11 protein-coding genes are annotated in these 14072 nt (G+C 73.4%); 8 read left to right on the top strand and 3 right to left on the bottom strand.

The features are described from left to right. Positions 1-117: 117 nt before the first annotated feature. The gene (locus tag LCE31_RS25745; RefSeq protein ID WP_225018126.1) at positions 118-744 is read left to right on the top strand and encodes an RraA family protein; all 627 of its coding nucleotides are present in this window, start codon (positions 118-120) and stop codon (positions 742-744) included. On the opposite strand, the gene LCE31_RS25750 is transcribed toward LCE31_RS25745, so the two are convergent. Next, the gene (locus LCE31_RS25750) at positions 719-1138 is read right to left on the bottom strand and encodes a hypothetical protein (RefSeq protein WP_225018113.1); all 420 of its coding nucleotides are present in this window, start codon (positions 1136-1138) and stop codon (positions 719-721) included. The genes LCE31_RS25745 and LCE31_RS25750 overlap by 26 nt on opposite strands. A 404-nt stretch (positions 1139-1542) precedes the next feature. Then, positions 1543-3270, bottom strand: a complete 1728-nt coding sequence (locus LCE31_RS25755) for a dolichyl-phosphate-mannose--protein mannosyltransferase (protein ID WP_225018116.1) — start codon at positions 3268-3270, stop codon at positions 1543-1545. Between the two features lie 86 nt (positions 3271-3356). Between LCE31_RS25755 and rsmI the strand changes: the two genes are divergently transcribed. The 5 genes from rsmI to LCE31_RS25780 all read left to right on the top strand — a co-directional run bounded on the left by rsmI (position 3357) and on the right by LCE31_RS25780 (position 7881). Then, positions 3357-4316, top strand: coding sequence for a 16S rRNA (cytidine(1402)-2'-O)-methyltransferase (gene rsmI / locus LCE31_RS25760; protein WP_225018117.1), 960 nt, complete (start codon positions 3357-3359; stop codon positions 4314-4316). A gap of 223 nt (positions 4317-4539) precedes the next feature. Continuing rightward, positions 4540-5016 carry a hypothetical protein gene (locus tag LCE31_RS25765; RefSeq protein WP_225018119.1) on the top strand — a complete coding sequence of 159 codons (477 nt, stop codon included), beginning with the start codon at positions 4540-4542 and terminating at the stop codon, positions 5014-5016. Between the two features lie 160 nt (positions 5017-5176). Then, positions 5177-6004, top strand: coding sequence for a TatD family hydrolase (locus tag LCE31_RS25770; protein ID WP_225018120.1), 828 nt, complete (start codon positions 5177-5179; stop codon positions 6002-6004). A 9-nt stretch (positions 6005-6013) separates the two neighbouring features. Then, positions 6014-6907: a 16S rRNA (adenine(1518)-N(6)/adenine(1519)-N(6))-dimethyltransferase RsmA gene (rsmA, locus tag LCE31_RS25775; protein WP_225018121.1), complete on the top strand. Its 894-nt coding sequence runs from the start codon at positions 6014-6016 to the stop codon at positions 6905-6907. Next, complete coding sequence (locus tag LCE31_RS25780) at positions 6904-7881, top strand: 4-(cytidine 5'-diphospho)-2-C-methyl-D-erythritol kinase (RefSeq protein WP_374118558.1); 978 nt, start codon at positions 6904-6906, stop codon at positions 7879-7881. The genes rsmA and LCE31_RS25780 overlap by 4 nt, the downstream gene beginning before the upstream one ends. A gap of 78 nt (positions 7882-7959) precedes the next feature. On the opposite strand, the gene LCE31_RS25785 is transcribed toward LCE31_RS25780, so the two are convergent. Continuing rightward, a complete protein-coding gene (locus LCE31_RS25785; protein WP_225018123.1) occupies positions 7960-9582 on the bottom strand; it encodes an MFS transporter in 1623 nt (540 codons plus the stop codon). 342 nt (positions 9583-9924) lie between these two features. On the opposite strand from LCE31_RS25785, the gene LCE31_RS25790 reads away from it, so the two are divergent. Continuing rightward, the gene (locus LCE31_RS25790) at positions 9925-11748 is read left to right on the top strand and encodes an ABC-F family ATP-binding cassette domain-containing protein (RefSeq protein WP_225018124.1); all 1824 of its coding nucleotides are present in this window, start codon (positions 9925-9927) and stop codon (positions 11746-11748) included. A 429-nt stretch (positions 11749-12177) separates the two neighbouring features. Next, a partial coding sequence (locus LCE31_RS25795) for an outer membrane protein assembly factor BamB family protein (protein WP_225018125.1) occupies positions 12178-14072 on the top strand: 1895 nt, incomplete at its 3' end.

Here is a 14072-nt window from a genome sequence, read left to right on the forward strand (position 1 = left end):
GCCAAGGGCCCCGCCCCCGCCGTGGCGGCGCACCCGCTCCCGTACCATCGCGCACGCGCCGCGGCATTCGCAGGGGGCGGCGTGCGCGAACACCTCCGCGAAAGGCGGAAGCACACCATGGACGACGACGCCACCGGCTTCGACGGCATCCCCACGACCACCCTCGCCGACCTGCTCGGCCGCGCCCAGGTCATGGACATCGGCGTCCGGCCGCTGTGGTCCGGCGGACCGCGCGTGGCCGGGCCCGCGTTCACCGTGCGGTGCCCGCCGGGCGACAACCTCATGCTGCACGCGGCCATCCACCGGGCCGGGCCGGGCTCCGTCGTCGTGGCCGAGTCCGGGGACCTCGACCACGCGCTCGCGGGCGGCAACGTGTGCGCGGTGGCGCAGCGCCGGGGCGTGGCCGCGTTCGTCCTGGACGGCGTGATCCGCGATCTGGCCGAGGTGCGCGAGGCGGGCTTCCCCGTCTACGCGCGCGGTGTCATTCCGATTCCCGGCACCAAGAAGGCCGTTGCGCCGCTGGGCGGCGAAGTCCGCTGCGGCGGTGTGCTCGTGCGGGCCGGCGACATCGTCGTGGCCGACGAGGAGGGCGTGGTGGTCGTACCCGGCGACCGCGCGGGCGAGGTACTGCCCGAGGCGCGCCGGGCGCTGGCGAAGGAGTCCGCCCAGTCGCTGGACGAGTGGGAGACGGCACACCGAGCCCGCATCGACAAGATCCTCACGGAAAACGGTTTCGAGGGCTGAGGCAGCCCGGCCGGCAGGGGCGTGGCGCCTGCTCCAACTCCCAGGTGTGGCGGCCGGGATGGCCGAGGAACTCGGCGCACGCCTCCCGCCCGTCCGTGCCGGACGTGACGGCGGGGCAGTCGGCGATGACCTCCACGGCCACCGGCCGGCCGCCCGGGGGCCAGCGCGTCCACACCGCCCCGCCGCGAGGACCGTCCACCTCGCGGACGGGCGCGTAGTGGTCGCCGTCCGCGTGCGCTTCGCGCGTACAGGAGAGCCGCCGTTCCACCAGGCGCTCATCGGGTTCGCCGTACGGGTCGGGCGCGAGCCGCAGGGCGGCGAGGACGAGGCGTTCGGGTAACCGCGACGCGGCGCCGCACACGCGGGCGCGCTGAGGCGGTTGCGCGGGGGGCATGACTCAGCTCCTTCGGAGATTGTGGGGCCCTCCCGGGGAATCCGGTCGCGCCCCTGGCGGTGCCGGCGGCCGGGCGCGGCCGCGCACCGGCGGATGTACGCCGGTGACGGAGCGTCGGGGGGTGGACAGGGCGGATCTCCCGGGTTTCGTGGATGTGACGCTTCCACGGTCCCGCCGGGCAGTGGCCCGGGCCTGAGTACCCGTACCCATGTTCGTACCCGCGATCCGACGTGTCCCGGCCTGGGCCGCCGACGCACCGCGGAGGCCGTCGCGGGGGCGTCGAGTGGCCTTCGCGGGCCCCCGCAGGGCCGGCCGATGGGCGGCCCGGGCCCGACGCAGGCCCTCGCCGGGGCCCTCGCAGAGCCGCCCGCGCCCGGGCCCCGGCCGGAGCGAGTCCAGATCCGCTAGATCCAGGTGTCGAGCCACATCCGGTGCTGCCACGACGCGTACGGGATCGGCGTGCCCGTGTACAGCGGCCAGAAGTAGACGAAGTTCCAGAAGATCAGCAGTACCAGCGCGCCCGCGCCCACCACCCCGATCGTGCGGCGGCGTTCGCCGGAGCCCGGTGGGCCGATGATCGCGCCGAGCATCATCGCCACCGCGAGGCACAGGAACGGCGCGAAGACGACCGCGTAGAAGTAGAAGATCGTGCGGTCCTGGTAGAGGAACCAGGGCGCCCAGCCCGCCGCCACGCCGCAGGCGATCGCGCCCGCGCGCCAGTCGCGGCGGAACAGCCACCGCCACAGCACGTACAGCAGCGCGAAGCACGCCGCCCACCACAGCAGCGGTGTGCCCAGGGCGAGGACCTCGCTGGAGCACTTGCCCACCGTGCTGGACGGGCAGCCGCCCTGCCCCGCCGACGGCGACTCGTAGTAGAAGGAGATCGGCCGGCCGAGGACGATCCAGCTCCACGGGTTCGACTGGTAGGTGTGGCCGCTGTCGAGGTGGATGTTGAACTCGTAGACCTGGTACTCGTAGTGCCACAGGCTGCGCAGCCAGTCCGGCAGCCAGGTGTAGCTGCCGCCGAGGCCCTGGCCCTTCGTGGAGGCCCAGTTGCGGTAGTAGCCGTTGCTGGTGAACAGCCAGCCGCTCCAGGACAGCAGGTAGGTGGCGAGCGCCACGGGCACCGTCGACACGAAGGCGGGCACCAGGTCCCGCCGCAGCACCACGGGCCACGGCCGCGGCGCGCCCGCCGTGCGCCGCGTACCGACATCCCACAGCACCGACATCACGGCGAACGCCGCCAGGATGTAGAGGCCGTTCCACTTGGTGGCGAAGGCCAGGCCGAGGATCACGCCCGCCGCGAGCCGCCACGGCCGCCACCCGAACCGCAGGGTCTCGGCGGTCTCCGCGTCGGGCCGCAGGACGCCGTCCGCGTCGACCGGCAGCGCGGCGGCCATCCGCGCTCTCGTGCGGTCCCGGTCCAGCACCAGGCAGCCGAACCCGGCGAGGACGAAGAACATCAGCACCGTGTCGAGCAGCGCCGTGCGGCTCATCACGTAGTGCAGCCCGTCGGTCGCGAGCAGCGCGCCGGCGAGGCAGCCGAGGAAGGTGGAGCGGAAGATCCGCCTGCCGATCCGGCACAGGATGAGGACCGACAGCGTCCCGCACACGGCCACCATGAAGCGCCAGCCGAACGGGTTGAAGCCGAACAGCCACTCGCCGAAGCCGATGACCCACTTGCCCACCGGCGGGTGCACGACATAGCCGGGGTCGTGCGGCACCGGCACCGCGGACGGGTCGAGCAGGATCTTCTTGTCGATGTCCTTGGGCCAGTTGCCCTCGTACCCCTGGTGCCACAGCGCCCAGGCGTCCTTGGCGTAGTACGTCTCGTCGAATATGACGGCCTTGGGGCTGCCGAGGTGCCAGAACCGCATCAGGCCGGCGATCAGTGTGACGATCAGCGGGCCGCCCCACCCTGACCACCGGGTCAGCCGCTCCGCCGTCGAGGGCGGCACGCGCAGCACCGCCCACAGGCGGTCGGACGGCCGCGTGTACGGGGGGACGAGCCGGTCGCGCAGGCTGACGGTCCGCCGCGGCACATGACCGAACCGGCGCAGCCGCCCGGGCCACGCGGACGGGCTGTCTTCGGCGTCGGGCCCGTGCAGGGCTTCGGGCGCAGTACTGGTCACCGCGCCATCGTAGGGAACGTATCCGTGAGGCTGGGAGGATGGCGGCTGTGAATGCGAACCAGCCGCCCGAGAGCCGCCCCGTTGATATGCCTGTCGCACCGTCCAGGGAGACCGGAGTCACGGATTCCGGAGTCACGGATTCGGACATCCGCGAGGAGAGCGGCGACACCGGCGGGAAGAGCGGCGTCGGGGCCGGGGTGCTCGTGCTCGCCGGGACGCCCATCGGGGACGTGTCCGACGCCCCGCCCCGGCTCTCCGCCGAGCTGGCGCGCGCCGACGTGATCGCCGCCGAGGACACCCGGCGGCTGCGCCGCCTCACGCAGGCGCTCGGCGTGCACCCGGCCGGCCGGGTCGTCTCGTACTTCGAGGGCAACGAGTCGGCCCGTACGCCGGAGCTCGCGGACGCGCTCGCCGGCGGCGCGCGGATGCTGCTGGTCACGGACGCGGGGATGCCGTCCGTCTCGGACCCGGGGTACCGGCTGGTCGCGGCGGCCGTGGAGCGCGGGGTCCGGGTCACGGCGGTGCCTGGCCCGTCCGCCGTGCTGACGGCGCTCGCGCTGTCCGGGCTGCCCGTGGACCGCTTCTGCTTCGAGGGGTTCCCGCCCCGCAAGGCGGGCGAGCGGCTGGCCCGGCTGCGGGAGAGCGCCGCCGAGCGCCGCACCCTCGTCTACTTCGAGGCGCCGCACCGCCTGGACGCCACGCTCGCCGCGATGGCCGAGGCGTTCGGCGCGGACCGCAGGGCCGCGGTCTGCCGCGAGCTGACGAAGACGTACGAGGAGGTCAGGCGCGGCCCGCTCGGTGAGCTGGCGGCATGGGCCGCCGAGGGGGTGCGCGGCGAGATCACCGTGGTCGTCGAGGGCGCGCAGGAGACGGGGCCCGCCGAGCTGGACGACGAGGAGCTGGTCGGCCGGGTCCGGGTGCGGGAGGACGCGGGCGAGCGCCGCAAGGAGGCCATCGCGGCGGTCGCGGTGGAGGCGGGACTGCCGAAGCGGCGGGTGTTCGACGCGGTGGTGGCGGCGAAGAACGCGGCACGCGGCGGCGCGTGAGCGGCGCGCGGGGAGCGTCGTACGGCGCGCGGAGGGCGCGGCCGTGACCGGCGTCACTGGGTAATCGGGCCGGTACGTAAAGAGTCTTTACATCAAGGTAAAACGCACGCCGTGCCGAAGGCCGAACGGCTCTCGGAAATCCCAAAAGCTCGCCATTAAACGCTTGGTCACGGTGCTTTCCATACCTCCGGGTAGTGAACTGGAGGAGTGGAAAGGAGACGGTATGAGTGAGCGTGTGGGTACCGTCGCAGCCCATGAGGCGTACGCCTTTGCCTGCATGAGGTGCGGGCACGGCTGGGAGCAGTCGTTCGACATCGAACACCACGTCGACGACAAGAGGGGGACTTATGTCGTGTACAAATCGAACGGGAAAACCGTTCCGTCACCGCTGACCAGTCCGAGCTGTCCGACGTGCGAGGGGAACGTCGTGAGAATCATGCGGTCGGGCCAGGTCTCCGGGTACCGGGAACTGACCCGTTCGTACGGCACGGACACGGCGAGCAGGCAGCCGCTGCGGGAGGCGGGCGAGGCCGCGCGCGCCGAACAGGCCCCAGGGGTGGCGGCGAGCACCGGCGTCCTGCCGCCGTTCGACGCGGCGGCCGAGGCTCCCGGGCACGTCACCGAGGCCTGGCACCCGCACCTGCCGCACCTGCCGGAGTTCCTGCGGCACCTGCTGCACCACGAACACGCGAGGAGCTGAACGGGCCCGGAGCGGAGCGCCGCTGCTGAAGCGGGACCAGGAGCCGAGCCCCTGGTGAAGCGGACCTCAGCCGCGCGTCCCGATGAGCGGACCCCTCAGCCGCGTGTCCTGATGAACCGGCGCGGGACGGCGGCCCGGCCGGTGCTCGTAGGATCGCGCCATGGGTTCGAACGAAACGCCGCCGCCGCTGCCCGTTCCCCTGCGGGTGGCGGTGGCGGATTCGCATACGCATCTGGACATGCAGCGCGGCACGGTCGAGGAGGGCCTCGCGAAGGCCGCCTCCGTGGGCGTCACGACGGTCGTCCAGGTGGGCTGCGACCTGGAGGGCTCGCGCTGGGCGGCGCGTACGGCGGCGGAGTACGGCGCCGTGCACGCCGCCGTCGCCCTGCACCCCAACGAGGCGCCCCGCCTCGCGGCGGCCGGGACGCTGGACGAGGCGCTGGCCGGGATCGACGAGCTCGCGGCCCTCCCGCAGGTGAAGGGCGTGGGCGAGACCGGGCTCGACTACTTCAGGACCGGCCCGGACGGCCGGGAGGCGCAGGAACTCTCGTTCCGCGCGCACATCGGGGCGGCCAAGCGGCACGGGAAGGCGCTGGTGATCCACGACCGGGACGCGCACGCGGACGTCCTGCGGATTCTGGAGGAGGAGGGGGCGCCCGAGCGCACGGTGTTCCACTGTTATTCCGGTGACGCGGAAATGGCGAAAATCTGCGCGGACTCCGGCTACTACATGTCATTCGCGGGCAATGTCACATTCAAAAACGCTCAGCCGCTGCGGGACGCGCTCACAGTAGCGCCACAGGAACTCGTTCTTGTCGAAACGGATGCGCCTTTTCTCACACCCGCGCCCTTCCGCGGGCGGCCGAATGCGCCCTATCTCATTCCCGTGACCCTGCGTGCCATGGCCGCGGTGCGCGGGGCGGACGAGGACGCGTTCGCGGCGGCGGTCGCGGCCAACACGGCACGTGCCTTCGGATACGAGCTTTAGGCTTGCCCGGTGAGTACCACTGAGCCCGCCGGGGCCGCACCGTCCGGCCCCGACTCCCTCCTCGGCCCCGGCGACGTGCGGGAGCTCGCGGCCCGTCTCGGCGTGCGCCCGACCAAGCAGCGTGGGCAGAACTTCGTCATCGACGCCAACACCGTCCGCAGGATCGTCCGCACGGCCGGGGTCGGGCCCGACGACGTCGTGGTGGAGATCGGCCCCGGGCTCGGGTCGCTGACGCTCGGCCTGCTGGAGAGCGCCGACCGGGTCGTCGCCGTCGAGATCGACGACGTCCTGGCGGGCGCGCTCCCCGGCACCGTCGCCGCCCGGCTGCCCGAGCGGGCCGACCGGTTCTCGCTCGTGCACTCCGACGCGCTGGACGTGAGGGAACTGCCGGGCCCCGCGCCCACCGCGCTGGTCGCGAACCTCCCGTACAACGTGGCCGTCCCCGTCCTCCTGCACATGCTGGAGCACTTCCCGAGCATCGAGCGGACCCTCGTCATGGTGCAGGCCGAGGTCGCGGACCGGCTGGCCGCCGAGCCCGGCTCGCGGGTGTACGGCGTGCCGTCGGTCAAGGCCGCCTGGTACGCGGAGGTCAAGCGGGCCGGCTCGATCGGCAGGAACGTGTTCTGGCCCGCGCCGAACGTCGACTCCGGGCTCGTCTCCCTCGTCCGCAGAAACGCGCCACCGCGCACGACGGTGACCCGCGCGGAGGTCTTCGCCGCCGTCGACGCGGCCTTCGCCCAGCGCCGCAAGACGCTGCGCGCGGCCCTCGCGGGCTGGGCGGGCTCGGCGCCCGCCGCGGAGGCCGCGCTGGTCGCGGCGGGAGTCTCGCCCCAGGCGCGGGGCGAGTCGCTGACCGTGGCAGAGTTCGCGCGGATCGCCGAATGCAGGGAGGCGGGCGCGTGAGCGGTACGACGGAGGGACGGGACCGGGTGGACGAGCAGGTACGGCAACGGGTGCGGGTGCGCGTCCCCGCGAAGGTGAACGCGCAACTCGCCGTCGGCGGCGCGCGCCCCGACGGATTCCACGATTTGGCGAACGTGTTCCTCGCCGTCGGGCTCTACGACGAGGTCACGGTCGCACCGGGCCCGGCGGGCGAGGGCCCGCTGATCACCTGCACGGGGCCCGACTCCGCGCAGGTCCCGCTCGACGCGACGAACCTCGCGGCACGCGCGGCCGTCGCCCTCGCGGGCCGGCACGGCATCGCCCCCGACGTACGTATCCACATCGCGAAGGACATCCCCGTCGCGGGCGGCATGGCGGGCGGCAGCGCGGACGGCGCGGGCGCCCTCCTCGCGTGCGACACGCTGTGGGGGCTCGCCACGCCTCGGGACGAACTCCTCGCGATCTGCGCCGGCCTCGGTAGCGACGTGCCCTTCAGCCTGCTCGGCGGGGCGGCGCTGGGCACCGGACGGGGTGAGCGGCTGACGGCGCTGCCGGTCGGCGGCACGTTCCACTGGGTGTTCGCGGTCGCCGAGGAAGGGCTGTCGACGCCCCGCGTCTTCCAGGAGTTCGACCGGCTGACGGGGGGCACGGAGGTGCCGGCGCCCGCGGCCGCCCCCGCGCTGCTCGCCGCCCTGCGCGACGGCGACGCCCCCGCCCTCGCGAAGGCCCTGGCCAACGATCTCCAGCGGGCGGCGCTCACTCTGCGTCCCGCTCTCGCGAAGACGCTGGCCACCGGCACGGCGGCGGGCGCGCTCGCCGCCCTCGCGACGGCCTCGGGCCCGACGACGGCGTTCCTGACGAAGGACGGGGCCGGGGCGCACCTGGTCGCCGAGGCGCTCCGCGCGTCGGGCACCTGCCGCACGACGCGCGTCGCCGCAGGCCCGGCCCCCGGCGCCGCCGTGCTGGCGGAGCCGGCCGGGGAGCCGGTGTCCTGACGGGGCCGTGGGGCGTCGTCCTGACCGCGGCGTGGCGGGTCCGGGGCGGGAGCAGCGACCCACTCGGGGGCGCGCCGATCAGGGGCGTGCCGTCGGGGCCTCGGGCGGCAGCTCCTCGTCCGCCGTCGCGACGGTCTCGCCCGGCCGGCCGCCGCGCAGCGCCAGCACGGTCAGGACGCAGGAGAGCAGCGCCGCGCAGCCGCACACCGTGAAGCCGATGGCGTAGCCGTGGCCGAGGGCCTGGACCGCCAGGGCCGCGGCGTGGCCCGGCGGGCTGTCCGGCGGGACCGAGTTGACGGCCAGCGGGCCGCCCGCCGCCGCGACCTCCCCCGCCGCTGCCTTCACGGACCCCGGCAGCGACGAGCCCGCGAGCGCGCTCGTGAACGCGGTGCCCGCCCGGCCCAGGGCCACCGCCCCGATCACGGCAGGGCCCAGCGTGAAGCCGAAGTCCCGGAGCAGGCTCGTCGTGGCGCTCGCCATGCCCGCGAGGTGCACGGGCACGGTGTTGACGGCCGTCGCGGTGATGGACGACACCGCGAACGAGAAGCCCACGCCCACCAGTCCGAGCGGCACGATCAGCGACGTCAGGGCCGTGTCGCCCACCGGCAGCGTCGCGGCAAGGAAGTCGCCGGCCGCCATCAGCACGAAGCCGCCCGACAGCACCCAGCGCGGTGCGACGCGCGCCAGCAGCCGCGCGGTGACGGGCGTCAGGAAGATCGTGACGCCGTTCAGCATCAGGAACGCGACCGCGGTGCGCATCGGGCTCTGGTGCTGGACGGGCCCCAGCCGGATGCTCGTCGCGTAGCAGGTCCCGAGGAAGCTGAACATGCCGACGACGGCGACCGCCGACGCCACCGCGAACCCCCGGTTTGTGAACAGGTCCAGCCGCAGCAGCGGGGACCTGGCCCGCCGCTCCACCGCCACGAACAGGACCAGGCAGACCGCCGCGACGACGAACGCGACGACGACACCCACCGAGCCCCAGCCGTCCGTGGGCGCCTGGATCACGCCGTACAGCAGCGCGAAGAGCCCGATGCCGATGGTGACCTGGCCGCCGATGTCCAGCGAACGGCCCTCCGGCGCGCTGGAGTTGTCCGCGAGCCAGGCGCTGGCGAGCGCGCTGAGCGCGGCGAGGACCGCCACGACGACGAACGCCCACCGCCAGGACCCGTAGGTGCCGGTGATCCCGCCGAGCAGCGGTGCGAGGAACCCGCCGGTCGACAGCAGCGCGGCCCAGATCGCGATGACCTTCGCCCGCTGGTCGTGCGTGCGGGTCCCGGCGGCGAGCATCGCGAGCGACGTCGGGAACAGGGCCGCGGCCCCGAGCCCGGCGAGCGCCTGGCCCACCCACAGCATGTGGACACCGCTCGCCGCCGCGGCGACCGCCTCGCCGACCGCCATCAGCCCGGCGCCCGCGACGAGCAGCCGCTTGCGCCCGAACAGGTCCCCCAGCACGCCGAAGGTCAGCTCAAGGACCGCCACCGGAAGCAGGAACGCGTCGGATATCCAGGTCAGTTGCGAGCCGACGGGGTCCAGGTCCGACTGGAAGAGGCCGTTGGGCGTGGCGGGCGTCGCGATTCCGATCTGCGCGAGGCAGACGGCGAAGCACCCGGCGACCAGCGTCCCGACGGCGAGGCCCGCGGGGGCGCGGGGGCCGGGGGAGCGCTGTTCCGGGATGCCGCTGACGGTCGGTTTCGGCATGGCGCTGACCTTCCTCGGGAGGAAAGGGACGGAGCGAACCGGCCGCCCGGGGGACCTCGACCGGCCGAAACGAAAACGATCTGTTCGCATGGAGAACGGCTGTGCGCGGGATGGACGCGCGGGAGAAACCTAAGCGCGCCCCCAGGCCAGGACAAGGGTGTGGACGGTACGCACAGCGGGGCGGAAGCGGGGCAGGCGGCCCGGGCCCCCGGGTACGAGGCGTGCCCATGGCGTGGACCAGCCGTACCGGTGCGGCCCCCGGACGGGCCGCCCGGCCTCCGCCGGAAGACGACTACGCTGGGACGCTGATCCATCCCCGTGTGCAGGTTGTTCAGGAGTGAAATGGCCGTCAATCTGGTCAATGTCGAGTCGGTCACCAAGGTGTACGGCACCCGTGCCCTGCTCGACGGCGTCTCCCTCGGTGTCTCCGAGGGCGACCGGATCGGCGTCGTCGGCCGCAACGGCGACGGCAAGACCACCCTCGTCCGGCTGCTGACCAAGCTGGAGGAGGCCGACACCGGCCGCGTCACCCACAGCGGCGGACTGCGGCTCGGCGTGCTCACCCAGCACGACTCGCTCGACCCGGCCGCCACGGTCAGGCACGAGGTCATCGGCGACCTCGCGGACCACGAGTGGGCGGGCAACGCCAAGATCCGCGACGTGCTCATGGGCCTGTTCGGCGGGCTCGACCTGCCCGGCTTCCCCCAGGGCCTCGACACCGTCATCGGCCCGCTGTCCGGCGGCGAGCGCCGCCGCATCGCCCTCGCCAAGCTGCTGATCGCAGAGCCGGACCTGATCGTCCTCGACGAGCCGACCAACCACCTCGACGTCGAGGGGATCTCCTGGCTCGCGGGCCACCTGCGCGCGCGCCGCTCGGCGCTCGTGTGCGTCACCCACGACCGCTGGTTCCTCGACCAGGTCTGCACCCGCATGTGGGACGTGCAGCGGGGCACGGTCTACGACTACGAGGGCGGCTACACCGACTACGTCTTCGCCCGTGCCGAGCGGGAGCGCATCGCCGCGACCGAGGAGGCCAAGCGGCAGAACCTGGTCCGCAAGGAGCTCGCCTGGCTGCGCCGCGGCGCCCCCGCCAGGACCTCGAAGCCGCGCTTCCGCATCGAGGCGGCCAACGAGCTGATCGCCGACGTGCCGGAGCCCCGCGACACCTCCGAACTGATGCGCTTCGCCGCGACCCGGCTCGGCAAGACAGTCTTCGACCTGGAGGACGTGACCGTCCAGGCGGGCCCGAAGACGCTCCTCGCCCATCTGACGTGGCAGCTCGGCCCCGGCGACCGGATCGGCCTCGTCGGCGTCAACGGCGCGGGCAAGACGTCCCTGCTGCGCGCCCTCGCGGACGCCGCCCGCAGCGACGGCGACGTGCAGCCCGCCGCCGGCAGGATCAAGACGGGCAGGACCGTGCGGCTCGCGTACCTCTCGCAGGACGTCGCCGAACTGCCGCCCGCGCTGCGGGTCCTGGAGGCCGTCCAGCAGGTACGGGAGCGGGTCGACCTCGGCAAGGGCCGCGAACTGACCGCGGGCCAGCTGTGCGAGCAGTTCGGCTTCTCCAAGGAGAAGCAGTGGACGCCCGTCGGCGACCTGTCCGGTGGTGAGCGCCGCCGCCTGCAGATCCTGCGGCTGCTGATGGACGAGCCCAACGTCCTCTTCCTCGACGAGCCGACGAACGACCTCGACATCGAGACCCTGACCCAGCTGGAAGACGTCCTCGACGGCTGGCCCGGCACGCTCGTCGTCATCTCCCACGACCGGTTCTTCGTGGAGCGGACCACGGACCGGGTGATGGCCCTGCTCGGGGACCAGAGGCTGCGGATGCTGCCGCGCGGCATCGACGAGTACCTGGAACGCCGCCACGCCATGGAGGAGGCGCGCCTCGCCGAGCGCGCCCCGGCCGCCGTACCCGCCGCACCCGCCGGGTCCGCGAGCACCGTCTCCGCGAAGGACAGCCGCGCCGCGAAGAAGGAACTCCAGCGCGTGGAACGGCAGCTCGACAAGGTCTCCACCCGGGAGGCCGAGCTGCACCAGCGGATCGCGGACAGCGCGACCGACTTCGAGAAGGTCGCGAAGCTCGACGCGGAGCTGCGCGAACTGGTCGGTGAGCGTGAGCAGTTGGAGACCCGCTGGCTGGAACTCGCGGAGGACGCCCAGTAGCACGGCCGCCGCGCGGCCCGGCAGCCCCTGGTCGCGCCCCCGCCCGGGGGCGTAACGGTGCCATCACGACGCGGTTCTCCCTTGGGAACGGGCCCTGGCAGGCCCGGCCCCCGCTCGTGGGCGTGGTGGTAGAAAGAAGGCCCGCTCGCGAGTCCGCCGAGCGGAATCCCCGCCCACGCATCCCTGTCGCCGGAAGCGATCCGGAGTCCCGGGTACCGCGCGGGCGGGCCGTGAACACAGGGGGAAAGCACGCCGATGACTCAGCCGCCGGGTCAGCAGCCACCGCGGAACGAACCGCAGCCACCGCGGAACGAACCGCCGAACGAGCCGCAGCCGCAGCACCAACCGCAGCAGCAACCTCAGCAACACCAGCCTGAGCAGCAGCAACAACAGCCGCAGCAGCCGTCGGCACCGCGGTACGCGCCGCCGATGCCCGCCGCGCCCGCGCCCGTACCGCCGGGGGCGCCGCCGGAACAGATACCCCAGCAGCAGCACGTACCCCAGCAGCCGCCGCAGCAACAGGCGGCGCCCCCACCGGCAGGCGGCCAGCAGCCGGGATACGGATACCCGGGCCAGCAGCCCGGATACGGATACCCGCAGCAGCCGGGCCCGTACCAGCAGCAGCCCGGTCCCTACAACTCCCCGCAGCAGCAGGGCGGATACGGGCAGCCCGGCCCGAACCCGTACGCCCAGCAGCCTCCCGTCCCCAACCCGTACGCCTCGTACGCCGCTCCCGCACCGCAGCAGCAGTACCCCGGCGGTCCCGGTATGCCAGGGGCGCCGGGGATGCCACCGCCGCCGCTGCCCGGCATGGGCGCGGGCGGTCGCGCCGGGGCTCCCGGTGTGCGCGGCTTCCTCACGGGCAAGCCCGGCATCGTCCTGGCGGCCGTCGTCGCGGCGGTGGTCGTCGTCGGCGGGGGCAGCTGGCTCGCCTTCGGCTCGGGCGGCGACAAGAAGCCGGTGGCCCACGCCAGTCCTGACGACAGGACCGGCGGGCCGACCACGCACGACACGCCCTTCCAGGGCGACGGAAAGGGCCCGGGCGGCTCCTACAAGAGCGCGAACCCCAACAGCGGCCGCAAGGCGGGTGAGGCCAAGGTGCTCTGGCAGCAGGCGCCTGCCTCCGACGTCCCCGAGAGCCACAACAGGGTCTACGGGCCCTGGTTCGTCGGGAACACCGTCGTACGGGCCCTGTACAAGCAGGTCGCCGCCTACTCGGCGGCCACCGGCAAGCAGGTGTGGTCGCTCACCCTGCCCCAGGCGGTGTGTGCCGCGCCCGTCGCCCCGACCGCCGACGGCACGATCGTCGTCGGGTACGAGGACGGCTCGGGCGAGTCGGCCAACTGCGACCGGATCAAGCAGATCGACCTCAAGACCGGCAAGGCCGGCTGGGACACGTCGATCGGGAAGGCCGACACCTTCGACGTGATGCTGGACCTCAACATGGCGATCGTCGGAGACACCGTGGCGGTCTCCCGCGTCGGCGGCACGAACACCTTCCGGGTCAGCGACGGCAAGCCCCTCTTCACCAAGCTCCCCGGCGACTGCCAGCCGTCCGGCATGGCCAGCGGGCCGAAGATGATCGCCTACGAGGTCTGCTCCGGGACCGACTCCGACGCGGCCGGCGCGCACCAGCTCCAGCAGCTCGACCCGGTCACCGGCAAGGCGAAGTGGACGTTCAAGCTCGCCGCAGGCCTCACGCTCGACAAGGTCTACTCCGTCGACCCGCTGGTCGTCTCCTTCCAGAACGAGGACGAGAAGACCTGGTCCATCGCATCGTTCAACGCGAACGGCACCGAGCGCGCGACCATGAAGGGCGGCGGCGAGAAGTTCACCGAGGACTGCGGCGACGGGCTCGGCATCGCGGACGGCAACCTCCAGGACTGCAACGGCATCGTGGCCGACGCGCACACCCTCTACATGGAGACGGCGCTGGACCGGAGCAAGGCCGCGGGCACCAACGCGGTCGTCGCGTTCGACCTCGCGACCGGAAAGCTGAAGTGGAAGGCGCCCGCGCCCTCGGACCACTTGGTCCACCCGGTGGCGGCGCAGGGCGGCGGGGTCCTGGTGTACGAGGACCCCGGCGTGGAGTCGGGCGGTGCGCTGGCGGCCCTCGGGCCCGCGGGCGGTGCCTTCAAGGTGGTGCAGAAGCACCCGGACGGGGCCGCCGACGCCGAGTCGTCCGCGTTCTTCCACCCCTCGTACCGCTATGTCGGCGGCCGGTTCTTCCTCACCGGCTACTCGGTCGATCCGGGCTCGGACGAGCAGTCGGGCGTGGCGTCCCTGGCCATGATGGCGCTCGGCGGCTGGCCGCCCGCCCCGCC

It is taken from the genome of Streptomyces sp. 8L (assembly GCF_020176795.1).
Lineage (GTDB): Bacteria > Actinomycetota > Actinomycetes > Streptomycetales > Streptomycetaceae > Streptomyces.

Bases quoted from the DNA above. Each gene is read 5' to 3' on its own strand.
- LCE31_RS25745 (WP_225018126.1), top strand. From the start codon at position 118: ATGGACGACGACGCCACCGGCTTCGACGGCATCCCCACGACCACCCTC.
- LCE31_RS25750 (WP_225018113.1), bottom strand. From the start codon at position 1,138: ATGCCCCCCGCGCAACCGCCTCAGCGCGCCCGCGTGTGCGGCGCCGCG.
- rsmI (WP_225018117.1), top strand. From the start codon at position 3,357: ATGCCTGTCGCACCGTCCAGGGAGACCGGAGTCACGGATTCCGGAGTC.
- LCE31_RS25765 (WP_225018119.1), top strand. From the start codon at position 4,540: ATGAGTGAGCGTGTGGGTACCGTCGCAGCCCATGAGGCGTACGCCTTT.
- LCE31_RS25770 (WP_225018120.1), top strand. From the start codon at position 5,177: ATGGGTTCGAACGAAACGCCGCCGCCGCTGCCCGTTCCCCTGCGGGTG.
- LCE31_RS25785 (WP_225018123.1), bottom strand. From the start codon at position 9,582: ATGCCGAAACCGACCGTCAGCGGCATCCCGGAACAGCGCTCCCCCGGC.
- LCE31_RS25790 (WP_225018124.1), top strand. From the start codon at position 9,925: ATGGCCGTCAATCTGGTCAATGTCGAGTCGGTCACCAAGGTGTACGGC.